Source organism: Pseudomonas brassicacearum, assembly GCF_009601685.2.
Lineage (GTDB): Bacteria > Pseudomonadota > Gammaproteobacteria > Pseudomonadales > Pseudomonadaceae > Aquipseudomonas > Aquipseudomonas kilonensis_B.
The window spans coordinates 4,660,377-4,676,684 of sequence record NZ_CP045701.2; the positions used below are offsets into that span (position 1 = coordinate 4,660,377).

At 60.6% G+C, this 16,308-nt stretch carries 17 protein-coding genes and 1 pseudogene; 3 read left to right on the forward strand and 15 right to left on the reverse strand.

Annotated elements, in window-relative coordinates:
• Positions 1-6 precede the first annotated feature (6 nt).
• The gene (locus GFU70_RS19795) at positions 7-1,212 is read right to left on the reverse strand and encodes an acetyl-CoA C-acetyltransferase (RefSeq protein WP_153388689.1); all 1,206 of its coding nucleotides are present in this window, start codon (positions 1,210-1,212) and stop codon (positions 7-9) included.
• Positions 1,213-1,820: 608 nt separating this feature from the next.
• On the opposite strand from GFU70_RS19795, the gene GFU70_RS19800 reads away from it, so the two are divergent.
• Positions 1,821-2,633, forward strand: coding sequence for a c-type cytochrome (locus GFU70_RS19800; protein WP_153388690.1), 813 nt, complete (start codon positions 1,821-1,823; stop codon positions 2,631-2,633).
• A gap of 189 nt (positions 2,634-2,822) precedes the next feature.
• On the opposite strand, the pseudogene GFU70_RS19805 reads toward GFU70_RS19800, so the two are convergent.
• From GFU70_RS19805 to GFU70_RS19860, 12 genes and pseudogenes are all read right to left on the reverse strand, one after another.
• Positions 2,823-3,095: pseudogene (locus tag GFU70_RS19805) on the reverse strand (alpha-E domain-containing protein); the annotation flags it as partial.
• Positions 3,061-3,402: a ribonuclease E inhibitor RraB gene (locus tag GFU70_RS19810; protein ID WP_003179463.1), complete on the reverse strand. Its 342-nt coding sequence runs from the start codon at positions 3,400-3,402 to the stop codon at positions 3,061-3,063. The gene GFU70_RS19810 and the pseudogene GFU70_RS19805, both read right to left, overlap by 35 nt.
• 201 nt (positions 3,403-3,603) lie before the next feature.
• Entirely contained in the window at positions 3,604-3,840 is a 237-nt protein-coding gene (locus tag GFU70_RS19815; protein WP_058544281.1) for a hypothetical protein, read from the reverse strand.
• A gap of 141 nt (positions 3,841-3,981) precedes the next feature.
• A complete protein-coding gene (locus GFU70_RS19820; RefSeq protein WP_058544282.1) occupies positions 3,982-4,590 on the reverse strand; it encodes an START domain-containing protein in 609 nt (202 codons plus the stop codon).
• A gap of 53 nt (positions 4,591-4,643) precedes the next feature.
• Positions 4,644-4,898, reverse strand: a complete 255-nt coding sequence (locus tag GFU70_RS19825) for a YkgJ family cysteine cluster protein (RefSeq protein ID WP_003204182.1) — start codon at positions 4,896-4,898, stop codon at positions 4,644-4,646.
• Between the two features lie 149 nt (positions 4,899-5,047).
• Positions 5,048-5,524 (reverse strand): hypothetical protein, encoded by a 477-nt coding sequence (locus tag GFU70_RS19830; protein ID WP_058544283.1) that lies wholly within the window; start codon positions 5,522-5,524, stop codon positions 5,048-5,050.
• Between the two features lie 85 nt (positions 5,525-5,609).
• The gene (locus GFU70_RS19835; RefSeq protein WP_014339472.1) at positions 5,610-7,052 is read right to left on the reverse strand and encodes a PLP-dependent aminotransferase family protein; all 1,443 of its coding nucleotides are present in this window, start codon (positions 7,050-7,052) and stop codon (positions 5,610-5,612) included.
• A 200-nt stretch (positions 7,053-7,252) separates the two neighbouring features.
• Positions 7,253-8,062 carry an OmpA family protein gene (locus GFU70_RS19840; RefSeq protein WP_058544284.1) on the reverse strand — a complete coding sequence of 270 codons (810 nt, stop codon included), beginning with the start codon at positions 8,060-8,062 and terminating at the stop codon, positions 7,253-7,255.
• Entirely contained in the window at positions 8,059-8,418 is a 360-nt protein-coding gene (locus tag GFU70_RS19845; RefSeq protein WP_003204190.1) for a DUF4398 domain-containing protein, read from the reverse strand. The genes GFU70_RS19840 and GFU70_RS19845 overlap by 4 nt, the downstream gene beginning before the upstream one ends.
• Before the next feature lie 9 nt (positions 8,419-8,427).
• Positions 8,428-9,252 carry a substrate-binding periplasmic protein gene (locus GFU70_RS19850; protein WP_153388691.1) on the reverse strand — a complete coding sequence of 275 codons (825 nt, stop codon included), beginning with the start codon at positions 9,250-9,252 and terminating at the stop codon, positions 8,428-8,430.
• Between the two features lie 75 nt (positions 9,253-9,327).
• On the reverse strand, positions 9,328-10,257 hold the full coding sequence (locus GFU70_RS19855; RefSeq protein WP_058544286.1) for an electron transfer flavoprotein subunit alpha/FixB family protein: 930 nt from the start codon (positions 10,255-10,257) through the stop codon (positions 9,328-9,330).
• Position 10,258: 1 nt separating this feature from the next.
• Complete coding sequence (locus tag GFU70_RS19860; RefSeq protein WP_014339477.1) at positions 10,259-11,008, reverse strand: electron transfer flavoprotein subunit beta/FixA family protein; 750 nt, start codon at positions 11,006-11,008, stop codon at positions 10,259-10,261.
• Between the two features lie 547 nt (positions 11,009-11,555).
• On the opposite strand from GFU70_RS19860, the gene GFU70_RS19865 reads away from it, so the two are divergent.
• On the forward strand, positions 11,556-13,220 hold the full coding sequence (locus GFU70_RS19865; protein WP_153388692.1) for an electron transfer flavoprotein-ubiquinone oxidoreductase: 1,665 nt from the start codon (positions 11,556-11,558) through the stop codon (positions 13,218-13,220).
• Between the two features lie 120 nt (positions 13,221-13,340).
• On the opposite strand, the gene GFU70_RS19870 is transcribed toward GFU70_RS19865, so the two are convergent.
• The gene (locus GFU70_RS19870) at positions 13,341-14,231 is read right to left on the reverse strand and encodes an AraC family transcriptional regulator (protein ID WP_058544288.1); all 891 of its coding nucleotides are present in this window, start codon (positions 14,229-14,231) and stop codon (positions 13,341-13,343) included.
• A 179-nt stretch (positions 14,232-14,410) separates the two neighbouring features.
• On the opposite strand from GFU70_RS19870, the gene GFU70_RS19875 reads away from it, so the two are divergent.
• A complete protein-coding gene (locus GFU70_RS19875; RefSeq protein WP_153388693.1) occupies positions 14,411-15,463 on the forward strand; it encodes an NAD(P)-dependent alcohol dehydrogenase in 1,053 nt (350 codons plus the stop codon).
• Between the two features lie 6 nt (positions 15,464-15,469).
• Here the strand turns inward: GFU70_RS19875 and GFU70_RS19880 are convergent, their stop codons facing one another.
• Positions 15,470-16,273, reverse strand: coding sequence for an IclR family transcriptional regulator (locus GFU70_RS19880; protein ID WP_153388694.1), 804 nt, complete (start codon positions 16,271-16,273; stop codon positions 15,470-15,472).
• Between the last annotated feature and the right edge of the window lie 35 nt (positions 16,274-16,308).

The window sequence follows — 16,308 nt, forward strand, 5'->3', positions numbered from 1 at the left end:
CGGGGCTCAGAGGCGTTCAATGACGGTGGCAATGCCCATGCCGCCGCCTACACAGAGGGTCGCCAGGCCATAACGCAGGCGCCGCACCTCCAATTCGTCGAGCAACGTGCCAAGGATTGCGCACCCCGTGGCGCCCAAGGGATGGCCCATGGCGATGGAGCCACCGTTGACGTTGACCTTGGCGGGGTCGATGGCCATGTCCTTGATGAACTTGAGCACCACCGAGGCGAAGGCTTCGTTGACTTCGAACAGGTCGATGTCCTCCACCCGCAGCCCGGCCTTGGCCAGGGCCTTGCGGGTGGCCGGCGCCGGGCCGGTGAGCATGATGGTCGGGTCGGTGCTGGTGACGGCGGTGGCGACGATCCGGGCCCGGGGTTGCAGGCCCATGGCGCGCCCCTTGGCTTCGGAACCGATCAACATCAACGCCGCACCGTCGACGATGCCGGAACTGTTGCCCGGCGTGTGCACATGATGGATTCGTTCGACATGGCTGTAGACGCGCAGCGCCGTGCCATCGAAGCCCATCTGGCCCATGGCTTCGAAACTCGGCTTGAGCTTGCCCAGGCCTTCGAGCGTGGAGTCGGCACGGATGAATTCGTCCTGGTCCAGCAGCACGATGCCATTCTGGTCCCGCACGGCGACCAGAGATTTATTGAACGCACCGTCGGCCCGGGCGCGTGCCGCTTTTTGTTGGGAGTGCAAAGCGTAGCCGTCGACGTCTTCGCGGCTGAAGCCTTCCAGGGTGGCGATCAGATCGGCGCCGATGCCCTGGGGAACGAAGTGACCGTGCAGGTTGGATTGCGGGTCCAGCGCCCACGCGCCGCCATCGCTGCCCATGGGCACCCGGGACATGGACTCGACGCCGCCGGCCACCACCAGGTCTTCGAACCCGGAACGCACTTTCATGGCCGCCAGGTTCACCGCTTCCAGGCCAGAGGCGCAAAACCGATTGAGTTGCACGCCCGCCACGCTGACATCCCAATTGGCTACCAGCGCCGCGGTCTTGGCGATATCAGCCCCCTGCTCGCCCACCGGGGTCACGCAACCGAGCACGATGTCATCGACCTGGCTGGTGTCCAGATCCATGCGCTGCTGCAAGGCGCTGAGCAGGCCACCCATCAGGTTCACCGGCTTGACGCTGTGCAAGGCGCCATCGGCCTTGCCCTTGCCACGGGGCGTGCGTAATGCGTCGAAAATCAAAGCTTGGGTCATGACGTCCTCGAAACCACGGGGATAATGCGATGCCTCCAACCATAAGCCCAGCGGCGCTGGATTCAATGACCACAGCGCTCAATGGCGTTGACGGCCATGCTCAGACGAACGGTAGCGAGCTATCGGGTTAACCGATTCAGGAGGGCAAGCTGTCTAGCAAAAGGGCCGGCAGGAAGGTGGCAATAGGCCTCATACCTTTTTTAGAGCCGCCCTCACCGAGCTGATATGAATTGGATCTAAGCCAAGGCGGCCGCGGCCCCTAATGTAATCCTTGTACAAGAAAGTCGTCGGGTTTTGCCGAGGCGCTTGTCAAACAGGAAGTGCAACGCCAGCCGCCATGGATATGCAGGCTGGCTTTTAGGAAATAACAATAAAGGCGGGTCAGCCATGTTCAAACATTCGAAAGTTCGCCAAGCCGGACTCATTCTCTTTGCCACGACGCTGCTGTTGATTTTGCCGAATATCACCAAGGTGATTGGCTGAATCCTGCGCGAGGGCATCTGCATCATTCGTTAGTTGTGTCGCCAAAAAATGTGACGGGTTCTCTGTTCGAGCCGCGATGGCTGTGCCAACCTTTGCGGCACCTCTCGACATGGAAGGCGAACGACTTGAAAGCTCTTATTGTGTTCGGGGCGTTGCTGCTCAGCACGCCCCTTTACGCCGCGCAACTGGTGCTGGAGTTGGGCGTGGGCACGCGCACCTGGCAAACCGAAGAACTGCTCAAACACCCGGACGCTCAAACGGTCCAGATCGCTGATGACGTTTCCTACAAGAAACCGATGAGCTATCGAGCCGTGCCGCTGGCGGCACTATTGACGGGCGTCCAAGCGGACGACCATCTGCAAGCCGTTGCCCTGGACGGCTTCGCTGCCGAAATGCCTGCGGCGCCGTTACTCAACAAGAATGGGGCCCGGGCCTGGCTGGCGATCGAGGACCCGGCCAAGCCCTGGCCGCCGCTGGGGGAAGGCAAGCACAGTGCCGGGCCTTTCTACCTGGTGTGGACCGATCCGCAGGCTGGCCACATCAGCCCGGAGCAATGGCCCTACGCCGTGGCGACCATCAAGCGCCTGTCAGCCGTGGCCGAGCGCTTTCCGGCCCTGCTGCCGGCGTCCAACCTGGCCAAGGACGACCCGGTCAATAAAGGTTTCGAGCTGTTCCAGAAAAACTGCCTGGCGTGCCACCGGCTCAATGGCGCAGGCGACGCGCAGTTCGGCCCAGACTTGAACATCCCCTTCAACCCGACCGAATACTTCTCCGGGGATTTCCTCAAGCGCTACATTCGCGACCCGCAAGCGCTGCGTCGCTGGCCCCAGGGCAAGATGCCCGGGTTCTCGGCTGCGGTGCTGCCGGACTCGGAGCTGGATTTGCTGGTGGGTTATCTGAAGCATATGGCGGGACGCAAGCAGCCATTGGCCCCGTGAGATTGCTTTTTTTGTGGCGAGGGGATTTATCCCCGCTGGGGCGCGAAGCGGCCCTGAACCCAGACTCCTCAGTGTGCCAGACGGATTGAGTTGTCTGTTTTGGGGCTGCTTTGCAGCCCAGCGGGGATAAATCCCCTCGCCACAAAAGCTCCCCCGTTGAAGGGTTATCAGGCCCCCGTCGGTAATTCACCCATGTACCGCGTGGGCACTGGCTCGCGCGGCGCCGAGGCAGTTGTAGATACTGGCCGGGTTGGCCGCTTCCCGGGCAAAGAAATGCAGCAGGCGCTCGGAAACAGCAGGTCGGCTGCGCACCGCCATCTTCGCAAGCAAGCCCGCTCCCACACAGGATTGCCAATGGTGGTGTGGCTCGCACATGAAAACGGCCGACACAAAGGTCAGCCGTTGCTGTGGTGGCGGTGAGTGACTGTCAGGCCTGCAGGCGCCGGATCTCTTGCTTGACACCCCAGCCCTCGATCACACCACCCAGGGGTTCAACGACTGCCTCGAAGTCTTGCTCGAAGTCACCAATGTCGTCGTAAGTGGCGTACATCACCCGGCTCAGTTCCAATGACCAAGCGCCGTCGTCCCGTGCACTGATCTGCGCGTTCAACGATTCTCCCCGAAAATGACCTGCCGCCCTGCGCGCCCGCTCCTCGTCCGGGAAAATGGCGTAGAACTCAATGGGATGGAATCGGGAAAAATCGAAACCGCCTTCTTTCATGCGGCGCAATACGCTGGTGCTGATGTCTTCTTGATAGGCTGTGCTCATGAAACGTCCTCCTGAAACCAATGGATAGACTTTCCGTCTTCCCGTGCATGAAGCCCTCAGGCTGCAAGCGGTACGGCATCAAATAACCGTCGGGACACAAGCATGTAGCTGACAAGACCGGACCTTGGCGATCCTTTCGCTGATCTCAATTGCAGAGTAGCCGCAAGTGGCAGCCACTGCCAAGCGAGACCAGGCAGCGTTTCATGAAATCGGTGTAATGCTGAGAATTTCAATGCTGTTTTGGGACTTGAGATTCTTGACAGTCGGGTCCTCGGTGCGATTTTCCAAGTCGTTGAGATCCAGTCGCTTGAGCACTGGAAGCAATCTTTCGCGAATCAATTGGGCGGCCTGCTCCATGGTGGGCTCCCGGTCATGGTCGAACTGCTCGACGGTGGTTTCACCGTGATCGTCGATGAAAGTGATTTCCCACTTTTGCATCAGTGTCTCCTTGATCAATTCAGGGGCTGGCTTACCTTTATCTCGACATTGGTGGCCGGTCGATCGTTCCGCCGGGTGTCTGGACGGCAGACATGAAAAGACCGCCTCTGGGGCGGTCTCTTGCAGTGCAGCCGTGGCCGATCACTTTTCGGCGCGTTCCCTCAAGGCTTTCAAGGTGTTGAACGGCGCATCCACCACGAACTTGTTCGCCAGCCAGGACGGTACGTCACCCCCTGGTTCGGTGTGGACCTGATAGATCACCTCGACCTGGTCGGCGCCCTTTGGCGTGAACTTCCAGAAACCGTCGACCTGGGTCACCCGCACGAAACCTTTCTCCTCGGGGAGGTATTTCGGCACGCCCTTGAGCTTGCGGGTCAGGCTGCCGTCGGCGCCCTCCTCGGTGGTGACTTCCAGCACCGAGTCCCGGGACGTCACCGGCCATGGTGTGTTGAATTGAGTGTAGGTCCAGCTCTGATTGCCCTCGTGCTTGAGCAGTTTCTGGCTCTTGCATTCATGAATCCAGGCGCAGGCACCGGGAACGTCTTCCTGCAGGGCCCGCAGCTTGGCCATGGTGGTCTTCATCACCGTCACGCCGCGGTAGGCCTTGTATTTGGAGCCCGCCACTTCACTGAGGGAGACCTTGATACCGTCCTTCTCCTTGGCAACCTGCCAGTCCTCTGCCTGAGCGGTGGCCGTTGCCAGCAACACGGTCAACCCACACAACACAGCCATACGATGCAGCGAACCCATAGTTCTTTTCCTTATTGTCCAAGTTCGTTCGGTTAGATCCGTTCATTGACTCATTACGCTGCCGTGATTTGTTCCCACCAACCGATCAGCCGGATGGCCTCTTCACTGCTGCTGCCGCACACCTCGATGTCGGCTTCGAACGCCGAGCACACTGCCGGACGTTCCGGCTGGCCGAAGATCCGGCACAGGTTATCGACCGACAATTGCGCGCAACGTTCTCCCGCCGGCTTGCCTTGGGGCATGCCAGGGATAGGTGAGCTGATGGAAGGGGCGATGCAACAGGCGCCACAGCCTTCACGGCATTTCATGACGACAACATCCTCACGACAGGTAATGGTTGGTAACAGAACACAGAGTAACGGCTAAAACACTCGTTTTAAATTACCGTCTGCGTGTTTTTTTTGCCCACGGCGAGATGACCGAAGGGTCAGCGACGAGCGACAGGCCTGTCGAAGGTTTATTGCTTGAATTCGAAATCCAGCGCCGCGCCTTCCACCTCATAGCGCTCCTGGTTGCGCAGCGGCAGTTGCATTTCATTGCTCAACAAACGGCCATTGAGCTGAAACGGCCCGGGTTTCTCGCCGAACATCGACGGCAAGAGGGGCTCACGCTTGGACTGCACCACCTTACCCGGTGGCTGCAGTTTCTCGACCATCTCACGGGGCAGGCTCAGGTCCAGCTTGGCCGGCGGCAATGGGGTCTTGGCGACCTCGCGGGCGGATTTGCTCTTGGAAGCGATGGGCGCGCGCTTTTTCTTCGCGGGAGCTGCCTTTTTAGTGGAAGGCTTCTTGGCCACTGCCGTTTTTTTCGACGTATCTTTCGTGGCACTGGCAGCCGGTTTTTCCTGCGCTGGCGTTGCCGCGACCACGCCTCCCATGTGGAAGGCGCTCAACAGGCCGATCAAAACCCAGGCAGCAGGAACAATGGCTTTCATAGACACAACGGCACTGACGACAGGGACCCCCATGCTCGCCTGATAATGAGACGCTGACAAGCACATCGAGCCAAGCCGCTGACGTCTAAAGAAATCCGTTGGCCGTCTCTTGGCACAATTGAGTGGCCAACAGCCCCAGCGTCATCAAGGCCCGCTCCGCCTCACGGTTCCAGGGTGTGCCGCAGTTCAAGCGAATGCAGTGGTTGAACTGCTCGGTGTTACTGAAAATCAGCCCTGGCGCGATACTGATGCCTTGTTGCAACGCCCGCACATGCAACTCCTGGGTATTGACCCGCCCCGGCAGGCTGACCCACAGGATGAAACCTCCGGTGGGACGGCTCATCTGCGTGCCTTCGGGGAAGTACTGTTGCACCGCCAGTTGGAAGGCGCTGAGGTTCTTGCGGTACTCCTGGCGGATATAGCGCAAGTGCCGGTCATAGCCGCCATTTTCCAGATACGCGGCAATGCCCATCTGCGTGACGCTGCAGGCCGAGTGCGTGCTGAAGGTCTGGAGCCGCTGGATTTCCTGCTGGAATTTGCCCGCGATCATCCAGCCGATGCGCACACCTGGCGACAACGTCTTGGAAAAACTCGAACAGTAGATGACCCGGTCCAGTCGGTCGTAGGCCTTGAGGGCCTTGGTGCGCCCCTGTTCGAACATCAACTCGCCATAGATATCGTCCTCGACGATCTGGATATCGAAGTCCGACGCCAGGCGCAGCAGTTGCTTTTGCCGCTCTTCGGGCATGGTTCCGCCCAGAGGATTGCTCAGGCGCGTGGTCAGCACCAGCGCTTTGATCGACCACTGGTTGGCCGCCAGCTGCAAGGCCTCCAGGCTCATGCCGGTGACCGGGTCGCTGGGGATCTCGATGACCTTGAGGCCCAACAGATCCGCCAGTTGCAGCAAGCCGTAATAGGTCGGCGATTCAGCGGCGATCAAGTCCCCCGGCCGCGTCAGCACTCGCAAGGACATTTGCAGCGCATCGACACAGCCGTGGGTGATCACCACCTCGGAAGGGTCCACCACGACACCGGCATCGCGCATGCGAATCGCCACTTGGCGGCGCAACGGCTCGAAGCCCGGGCTGAACATGTAGCTGAACGCCCGCGGGCTGTGGAAACGCGTGACCTTGGCCAACTGCTGATGCAGGGCCCGGACAGGCAGATAGTCGACGCTCGGCACCGCCGCGCCCAAGGGAAACACCCCTTCGCGGCGCGACTCGACCAAAACTTGCTGGATGATGCTGCTGCGCGTCACCAGCCCTGGACGCTCTACCCGGGCAATGTCTGGCGTCGGCGCCGTCAGGGCGGGCGTCTGGTGCACGTAGTAGCCCGACTGCGGCCGTGCGCGAATCAGCCCCTGATCTTCAAGGTTGGCGTAGGCCTGCAACACCGTGGCATGGCTGACATTGAGCTGCGAGCTCATCTTGCGCACCGAAGGCACGCGTTCACCGGGCTGATACACACCGCGCCGGATGTCTTCAGCCAGCTGTTGAGCAATACGTTGATAGAGCAGAAGGTTGGTCATGACGCAGCACTCGATTTCACGGGCATTTTATTCTTGTCGGAAACGATACCGGAACAGTTTAGAAGTGTACTGGGACAGTTGCCAGATTACTCGACAGTACAGTGGAGTGACAGCTCTAACTGTACTCGTCATGCATCGATTGCAGGGCCAAAAAAACCCGGCGCCTTTTACAGGGGCCGGGTTTTCCAGTGACGCAGCCCTCAGCGGGCGGCGCCGAGCTGGCCTTTTTCGTCGGAGAACACAATTTCAACGCGACGGTTCTGTGCCCGGCCACGCTCGGAGGCGTTGACGTCTACCGGGTATTGATCACCGTAGCCTTCGACCTGGATACGTTTTTCGTCTATCCCCAGGTCCACCAGCACATCCGCCACCGCTTGCGCGCGGTCGCGAGACAGCTTGAGGTTTTCCTGCTTGCCGCCGGTGCTATCGGTGTACCCCTCGATACGGACCACGCGCTTGGGGTTGAGCTGCAGGAACTGCACGATCTTGAGCACGACCCGGTTGGCCGAACTCTTCAGTTCCGCTTCGCCGGTGTCGAACAGCACGTCACCCAAGGTCATCACCAAACCGCGATCGGTTTGTGTGGTCGCCATCGCCATGATCTGTTCTTCAAGCCATTTGCCCTGCTGCTGCACGCTCAGCAATTTGGATTCACGCAGGGCCAGTTGCAGTCGCTGGCGTTCCAGTTCGAGTTTCGCCGCGCGTTCTTCGTTGAGCACCTGGTTGCTGTGCTCCCGGGCGATCGCACTGTAGCGCTGGCTCAGGTAGGCGTAATGCTGCACATCTTCGCCGCTGCCCCAATAGCTGGACAAACGATCGGCACGGGCCAGGGATTCGCCAGCGCGGATCACGTCCCGGGGCGCGGCACGCAAGACGTTGGCGTCTTCCTTGACCTTCTGGAAGTCGGTGCTGGCCTGCTCCAGCGCCGCTTCACTGCGCTGGCCGGCGCAGCCATACAAGCTGGCCAGGCCGGCGAGGACCAGGCCGCCCAATACGTGGGAGTGCTTCATTGGGCATCCTCCCGCAACTGTTTGCGCAAGCGCTTGATGCGGGTGTCGAGCACGTTCAGTTGCTCCTGGCTCTTGAGGGTCAGCACCTTCGCTTCGGCCAGGCGGGCGTCCAGTTCGGCCTGTTCGGCCCGCATGCGCGCCTTCTTGTAGGATTCGTCGGCCATGTTGGATTTGGCGCGGGCGAATTTTTCTTCAGCCAGTTTCAATTCGGGCACTTCGTCGGCAGTGGCGCCAACGGCCCGGGCTTGCTCCAGTGCCTGTTCGGTCAGGCGGATCTGTTCATTCGGCGCTGGATCGGCTGCGCAACCCGCCAGAGCCAGAACGGCCAGGGCAGCGAAAAGAGGTCGAATAGTCACTAATGTTCCCTACTGTTTTGGGGCGCTGACAGATGGCTGCAACTGTGTATTCCAACGCTCGAGATTGCGTTGCAACACAGCCTCCACCAGGCCGGACGCGGCCAATTCTGTCATCTTTTGCGCCAGCTGTCCGCGTAACCATGGGTCATTGCAGGCGGAGTTATGGGAAATCGCGAGAAACAGCCCGGGTTTGTCCACCGGTTGCGGTGCGGCTTGCAGGTCGTTGGCCATCCCCAGTGTCTGCGCCATTGCCAGGCCCGAGTAGCGCCCCGCCAGGACATATTCCACCTCGCCCAGCAGCAGTTTCTGAAAGGCCTGGGTCAGGTTGGGCGTGCGCACCAGGGACAATTGCTGCTCGGCAAAGACGCCGAATCCCTGGGTCATTCGGGCCTTTTCCGACAAGGCCCCGGGATGACCGTGAAGGTCTGTGGGCTGGTTGATGACCAGCGTCGAGTCCTTGCGGGTCCAGACCAGGTGATCGTTTTCGAGCAAGGGCGGATGAACGTAATCCATCACTTCAAGCCCGCTGGTCGTCAACGGAGCGTCGGTGAGCAGGTCCATGCGACCACTGCGCACTTCGTCCAACGCCTGAGCGCGCTTGCCGGCATACAGCAGTTCGATCTTGATCCCCAGTTCTTGCGCGACGTGCGCCAGCAGGTCGGCACCGGCGCCAATCAAGTGCTTGGGGTCCTGAGGGTCCTGCCAGAGATAGGGCGGCGCATCCGGGCTGCCGGTGGCGATCAGTCGTTCACATTTGCCGGCGGCGACAGACAGGCCTGGCACGAGCGCCAACGTCCACAGCAACGACCAGCCAGCCAAACGGCTCAGATCCATGGCAATACGCTCCTCTGATGCGCAAATAAAAAGCCCGGCCAAAGGGCCGGGCTCTTTATAAGTGAAGACGCGGGATTAGACCAGCTTCTCCAGCTCAGGGATGGCTTCGAACAAGTCCGCGACAAGGCCGTAGTCGGCCACCTGGAAGATCGGCGCTTCTTCATCCTTGTTGATCGCAACGATCACCTTGGAGTCTTTCATGCCGGCCAGGTGCTGGATCGCGCCGGAGATACCGACGGCGATGTACAGCTGTGGCGCAACGATCTTGCCGGTCTGGCCGACCTGCATGTCGTTGGGTACGAAACCAGCGTCGACCGCGGCGCGGGAGGCGCCGACGGCGGCACCCAGCTTGTCGGCAAGGGCGTACAGGTGCTTGAAGTTGTCACCGTTCTGCATGCCACGGCCGCCGGAAACGACGATCTTGGCGGCGGTCAGTTCAGGACGATCGGACTTGGCCAGTTCTTCGTTGACGAAGCTGGAGATGCCGGCGTCGTGGGTAGCGCCTACCGCTTCAACAGCAGCCGAACCACCTTCTGCGGCAACCGGGTCGAAACCGGTGGCGCGGACGGTGATGACCTTGACCGCAGCGCTCGATTGCACGGTGGCAATGGCGTTGCCGGCGTAGATCGGACGCTTGAAGGTATCGGCGCTTTCTACCGAGATAATTTCGGAGATCTGGTCGACGTCCAGTGCAGCGGCCACGCGCGGCAGGATGTTCTTGCCGTTGGAGGTGGCTGCAGCCAGGATGTGGCTGTAGCCCTTGCCCAGCTCGGCTACCAGTGGCGCGACGTTTTCCGGCAGTTGGTGAGCGTAGGCGGCGTTGTCAGCCGACAGCACTTTGGCCACGCCAGCGATTTTCGCAGCGGCTTCAGCCACGGCGCCAGCGCCCTGGCCAGCCACCAGCACGTGAATATCGCCACCGATTTTAGCGGCAGCAGCAACGGTGTTCAGCGTAGCCGGAGCCAGCGCCTTGTTATCGTGTTCGGCGATTACCAAGATAGTCATATCAGATTACCTTCGCTTCGTTTTTCAGTTTCTCGACCAGTTCAGCCACCGACTTGACCTTGATGCCCGCGCTGCGTGCAGCCGGCGCTTCGACCTTGAGGGTCTTGTTGGTGGAGGCGGTGGAAACGCCCAAAGCGTCAGGCGTCAGCACTTCAAGCGGCTTCTTCTTGGCTTTCATGATGTTTGGCAGCGACGCATAACGCGGCTCGTTCAAACGCAGGTCGGTGGTGACGATCGCTGGCAGTTTCAGGGAAACGGTCTGCGCGCCGCCGTCGATCTCGCGGGTCACGGCAACGCTGTCGCCGGACACTTCGACCTTGGACGCGAAGGTGCCCTGACCGTAGCCGCTCAATGCCGCGAGCATCTGGCCGGTCTGGTTGTTGTCGCTGTCGATGGCCTGCTTGCCGAGGATCACCAGCGATGGCTGTTCCTTGTCGACTACGGCCTTGAGCAGCTTGGCCACGGCCAGGGAGGTCAGGTCTTCGGCGGATTCGACGAGGATGGCGCGATCGGCACCCAGTGCCAGCGCGGTGCGCAGTTGTTCCTGGGCGGTGGTCGGGCCGATGGAGACGACGACGATCTCAGTCGCCACGCCTTTTTCCTTCAGGCGCACGGCTTCTTCTACGGCGATTTCGCAGAAAGGGTTCATCGACATCTTGACGTTGGCGAGGTCGACGCCGGAGTTGTCCGCCTTGACGCGAACCTTGACGTTATAGTCGACCACTCGTTTGACAGCTACAAGAACCTTCATGGATTCCTCGTTACTCTCCGGTGAAAAAAAGTCGCCTAGGCGAACCTGGCGGTTGATGCTCATGGGCGCAAGGGCACCTCTAAAAACGCCGGCATGAACCACACATGACCCAGCTCACGGGAGTGAAGACCATTCGTCAGTGATGACCGATGAGTCATTCATTATCGCGGCGTGTAAACTGCGCGTCAGAACCACGCAATGCGTCACTTTGTGCTGCCTTCGCCCTGTCTTTAGAGGTGCTCTTGAAACCAACAGTCAGCCTACGGCGAGCGCAAAACCGCCCGTATCTTGACCGGAACGCCTATTCCGGTCAATACGGCAAAATGGTCAGTCATAAGCCGTACGTCAGTGATTTATCTGGGCTGCGGCAATTTCAAACAAACGTTTGTATTGGACCCTGAGAGTGGTGTAGATATAATGCGCCGCTTAAGAGAGACCCGCGTCTCATCCATTGTCGCTTTCGTCGCTTTTCGCGAAGGAAACAACGGATGCAACGCCAAACCTCCAATTAGAAAAAACCGTGAGCCTTGAGTAGGAGAGAGCCCCTGTGGAACGCGAATACATGGAATTCGACGTGGTCATCGTCGGCGCCGGCCCCGCTGGCCTGTCTGCCGCTTGCCGACTGAAACAGAAGGCCGCCGAAGCCGGTAAGGAAATCAGCGTCTGCGTGGTCGAAAAAGGCTCCGAGGTCGGTGCACACATCCTCTCCGGTGCGGTGTTCGAGCCCCGCGCCCTGAACGAATTGTTCCCGGACTGGAAAGAACTCGGCGCCCCGTTGAACACGCCTGTAGTGCGCGATGACATTTATGTCCTGAGAAACGCCGAGGCCGCGAGCAAAATCCCTGACTTCTTCGTGCCCAAGACCATGCACAACGAAGGCAACTATATTATTTCCCTGGGCAACCTGTGCCGCTGGCTGGCCCAGCAGGCCGAGAACCTGGGCGTGGAAATCTACCCGGGTTTCGCCGCCCAGGAAGCGTTGTTCGACGAGAACGGCGTGGTGCGCGGGATCATCACCGGCGACCTGGGTGTCGACCGCGAAGGCAACCCGAAGGAAGGCCTCTATACCCCTGGCATGGAACTGCGTGGCAAATACACGCTGTTCGCCGAAGGCTGCCGTGGCCACATCGGCAAGCAACTGATCAAGCGCTTTAACCTGGACAGCGAGGCCGACGCCCAGCACTACGGCATCGGCCTGAAGGAAATCTGGGAAATCGACCCGGCCAAGCATCAACCCGGCCTGGTGGTGCACACCGCCGGCTGGCCGCTGGACATCATGGGCACCGAGAACACCGGCGGTTCCTTCCTCTATCACCTGGAAAACAACCAGGTGGTGGTCGGCCTGATCGTCGACCTGTCCTACAGCAACACGTTCCTGTCGCCGTTCGACGAGTTCCAGCGCCTCAAGCATCACCCAGTGCTCAAGCAGTACCTGGAAGGTGGCAAGCGTGTCAGCTATGGCGCCCGAGCCATCTGCAAGGGCGGCCTGAATTCGCTGCCGAAAATGGTCTTCAAGGGCGGCGCGCTGATCGGTTGCGACCTCGGCACCCTGAACTTCGCCAAGATCAAGGGCAGCCACACGGCCATGAAGTCCGGCATGCTCGCTGCCGAGGCCGTGGCCGATCGTCTGTTTGCCGAGTCCGAAGGCGGTGATGAACTGACCGCCTACGTCGACAGCTTCAAGAACAGCTGGCTGTATGAAGAGCTGTTCGCCAGCCGCAACTTCGGCCCGGCGATCCACAAATACGGCGCCATCATCGGCGGCGGTTTCAACTGGATCGACCAGAACATCTTTGGCGGCAAAATACCGCTCACCCTGCACGACACCAAGCCCGACTACGCCTGCCTCAAGCTGGCAGCCGATTGCAAGAAAATCGACTACCCGAAACCGGACGGCAAGATCAGCTTCGACAAACTCAGCTCGGTGTTCATCTCCGGTACCAACCACGAAGAAGAACAGCCCTGCCACCTGAAGCTGACCGACCCGAGCATCCCGATCAGCAAGAACCTGCCGCTGTACGACGAACCGGCCCAGCGCTACTGCCCGGCCGGCGTGTACGAAGTGGTGACCAAGGAAGACGGTGAGAAACGCTTCCAGATCAACGCCCAGAACTGCGTGCACTGCAAGACCTGTGACATCAAGGACCCTTCGCAGAACATCACTTGGGTGTCACCGGAAGGCGCTGGCGGACCGACTTACCCGAACATGTAAGCCGTTGCGCTGAACATAAAGGCTCCCGCAATGGGGGCCTTTTTGTTGCCTGCCATCGAAGAAACACCGCTGCCCGATGTGGGAGCGAGCAAGCCCGCTCCCACAAGAAATTTCAGAGACTCAGGCAGCGCGCTCTTCCCCGGGGTTGCGCTCGAAGTAGCGCTTGTACTCCCGACTGAACTGCGACGAGCTCTGATACCCCACCTGGTGGGCGACCTGGGCCACGCCCATGCCCTCGATGAGCAGCAGCCGTTGGGCCTTGAGCAAGCGCAAGCGCTTGAGGTACTGCACGGGCGACAGCAAGGTGCTGCGCTTGAAATGCTCGTGGAAGGTCGAAGCGCTCATGTTCGCGCAACTGGCCAAGGTCTCGACGTTCAGCGGCTCGGTGAAGTGCGCATGCAAATGGCTCAGGGCCGCGGCAATCCGGGCGAACTGGCCTTGCTGCTCCACCAGCGCCCGCAGCACATCGGCCTGGGGCCCGCGCAACGCGACGAACAGCAACTCCCGCAGCCGCGCCTGGCCCATGACCTGGCATTCCAGTGGATCGTGCAGGCAGCGCAGCAAGCGTTCGACACACCCACGCATGGCGTCATCGAGCACGGCGCAGGTCATCGATTCCGGTGTCTGGGGCGCCAGGCTCCGCCCCGGCACCAGCCCCATGGCCAGCACCAGTTCCCCCAACATCGCCCGATCGATCGCAACGGAAACTCCAAGCAGCGGAGCATTGGGCATGGCGTAGGTTTCGCATTCGAACGGCACCGGCAAGGCCTGGATCAGATAGTGCCCGGCACCATATTCCATAGTGCGCGGCCCCAGGTACGCCAACTTGCTGCCCTGGGCGATGATCACCAGACTCGGCTCGTAGAGCTGCGGACCACGGGCGACGTCCTGGCTGGCGCGAAGCGCTTGCACGCCGGGCAGTCGCGTAGGGACGAAACCGTCGCGGGTCGCCAGGGGTTCTATCAGTGAAACCAGCGTGGCGTTGGCATCGAGATGACGGGTCAACAACATGGGCGAAAACTTCACGAAAAAAGGGATGAAACCATCATCGCAGCTCTGACGCCACAGAGGATCAAATCCTGGCCAAGACCGGAGGATTAGGCATGACAGGCGGAGGAATCGCCATCGCCGCCGGCCGCCAGGACTCCCAGAATGAACCCCTCACCGTTCACAGCTTAGCGAGGTCCATCATGTACACAGCCATCGGATATGCCGCTCAATCGGCCACCACTCCCCTCGCCCCCATGAAGTTCGAGCGTCGCAGCCCGCGAGCCGACGATGTGGCGATCGACATTCTCTACTGCGGCGTCTGCCATTCCGACATCCACCAGGCCCGCAATGAATGGGGCATCGCCGTTTACCCGCTGATGCCCGGCCATGAAATCATCGGCAAAGTCACCGCCGTCGGTGCGAATGTCACCCGCTATAAAGCAGGCGACCTGGTCGGTGTGGGCTGCATGGTCGACTCCTGCCGCGAGTGCGAAGCCTGCCGCGCTGACTTGGAACAATACTGTTTCGAAGGCATGACCCAGACCTACGCCAGCCCGGACCGCGTGAGTGGCGGCCACACCATGGGCGGTTACTCCAACAGCATAGTAGTCAGCGAGCACTTTGTGCTGCGCATTCCGGCAGCACTCGACCCGGCCAGCGCCGCGCCACTTCTCTGCGCCGGCATCACCACCTACTCGCCCCTCAAGCACTACGGCGTGAAGGCTGGCGACAAGGTTGGCGTGCTGGGCATGGGCGGCCTGGGCCACATGGGCATCAAGTTCGCCAAGGCCATGGGCGCAGAAGTGACGTTGTTCACCCGCTCGGCGAGCAAGGCTGAAGAAGCCCGTCGCCAGGGCGCGGACCATGTGATCGTGTCCACCGACACCGAACAGATGGCCGCCGCAGCCGGACGATTCCACTTCCTGCTGGACACCATTCCGGTGCAGCACGACCTCAATCCCTACCTCGACACGCTGCGCTTCGACGGCGTACACATCATCGTAGGCCTGGTCGAACCGGTCGAACCGCCTGTACATGCGGCAAAACTGATCATGGGTCGCCGTGTCCTGGCCGGCTCGCTGATCGGCGGTGTCGCGGAAACCCAAGAGGTGCTGGATTTCTGCGCCGAACACCACATCAGCTGCGACATTGAAATGCTCGACATCCGCCAGATCAACGAGGCCTACAGCCGCATGATCGCCGGGGATGTGAAGTACCGCTTCGTCATCGACATGGCCACGCTCAAGGCCTGACGTTCGTCAAACCTTGGCGCCCAGTTCCGCCGACAGCCGGGCTGTGACCCCTTTGACCAGGGGAATCAGCTCGGCCATCTTTTCCAGCGGCATGTACGGCACGGTGCTGGCGATACTGATACCGGCGACGATGCGCTTGCCGGCGTCACGGATCGGCGCCGCTACACAGCGAATCGACGGCTCGTTGTCCTCCAGGTCGAAGGCATAACCCCCCGCCACATATTCAACCATCCGTTGCTGGAACTGCTCCCAGGATTGCTCTTGATGCTGGGGCCAGAACTGATTCTTCCCACCGGCTGGCAGGCTGATTTCATACAGCCGCTTCCATTGTTCCTGAGTGTCATCGAGCATCAGCGCCTTGCCGATCCCGGTGCGCGCCAACGGCATGCGATGGCCTACGCGCGAGCGCATTTCCGGGCCGTTGCGCCCTGGGTTCTTCAACAGATACAAGACTTCGTCACCTTCGCGAATCGCCAGGTGAACGGTGTCCCCGGTGAGCGCCGACAGCTCGTCCAGATACGGCCCCGCCAGGCTCACCAATGGCAACTCTTCCCGGGCCTGAAAGCCCAGCTCGATCAATTTCGGCCCCAGCAGGTAGCCCACTTGCGGCATCACGCGCAGATAACGTTCGTCCACCAGGCAACTGGCCAGGCGATGGGTGGTGCTGCGGGTGGTGCCGATCAGCCGGGCGATTTCCTTCAAGTCGCGGGCGCCGCTGGCGACCGCCTGGACCACACCCAGACCACGCAACAATGTCTGCGTGCCTGTGGGCGCGGCGTCCTTGGTGATTTTTGGATCGTCTTGCTGCATAGCCGGCCTTCAACAGTGAGCGGGGAACGGGCGGC

Bases quoted from the DNA above. Each gene is read 5' to 3' on its own strand.
- GFU70_RS19795 (WP_153388689.1), bottom strand. From the start codon at position 1,212: ATGACCCAAGCTTTGATTTTCGACGCATTACGCACGCCCCGTGGCAAG.
- GFU70_RS19810 (WP_003179463.1), bottom strand. From the start codon at position 3,402: ATGAGCACAGCCTATCAAGAAGACATCAGCACCAGCGTATTGCGCCGC.
- GFU70_RS19815 (WP_058544281.1), bottom strand. From the start codon at position 3,840: ATGCAAAAGTGGGAAATCACTTTCATCGACGATCACGGTGAAACCACC.
- GFU70_RS19820 (WP_058544282.1), bottom strand. From the start codon at position 4,590: ATGGGTTCGCTGCATCGTATGGCTGTGTTGTGTGGGTTGACCGTGTTG.
- GFU70_RS19825 (WP_003204182.1), bottom strand. From the start codon at position 4,898: ATGAAATGCCGTGAAGGCTGTGGCGCCTGTTGCATCGCCCCTTCCATC.
- GFU70_RS19830 (WP_058544283.1), bottom strand. From the start codon at position 5,524: ATGAAAGCCATTGTTCCTGCTGCCTGGGTTTTGATCGGCCTGTTGAGC.
- GFU70_RS19835 (WP_014339472.1), bottom strand. From the start codon at position 7,052: ATGACCAACCTTCTGCTCTATCAACGTATTGCTCAACAGCTGGCTGAA.
- GFU70_RS19840 (WP_058544284.1), bottom strand. From the start codon at position 8,062: ATGAAGCACTCCCACGTATTGGGCGGCCTGGTCCTCGCCGGCCTGGCC.
- GFU70_RS19850 (WP_153388691.1), bottom strand. From the start codon at position 9,252: ATGGATCTGAGCCGTTTGGCTGGCTGGTCGTTGCTGTGGACGTTGGCG.
- GFU70_RS19855 (WP_058544286.1), bottom strand. From the start codon at position 10,257: ATGACTATCTTGGTAATCGCCGAACACGATAACAAGGCGCTGGCTCCG.
- GFU70_RS19860 (WP_014339477.1), bottom strand. From the start codon at position 11,008: ATGAAGGTTCTTGTAGCTGTCAAACGAGTGGTCGACTATAACGTCAAG.
- GFU70_RS19870 (WP_058544288.1), bottom strand. From the start codon at position 14,231: ATGTTGTTGACCCGTCATCTCGATGCCAACGCCACGCTGGTTTCACTG.
- GFU70_RS19875 (WP_153388693.1), top strand. From the start codon at position 14,411: ATGTACACAGCCATCGGATATGCCGCTCAATCGGCCACCACTCCCCTC.
- GFU70_RS19880 (WP_153388694.1), bottom strand. From the start codon at position 16,273: ATGCAGCAAGACGATCCAAAAATCACCAAGGACGCCGCGCCCACAGGC.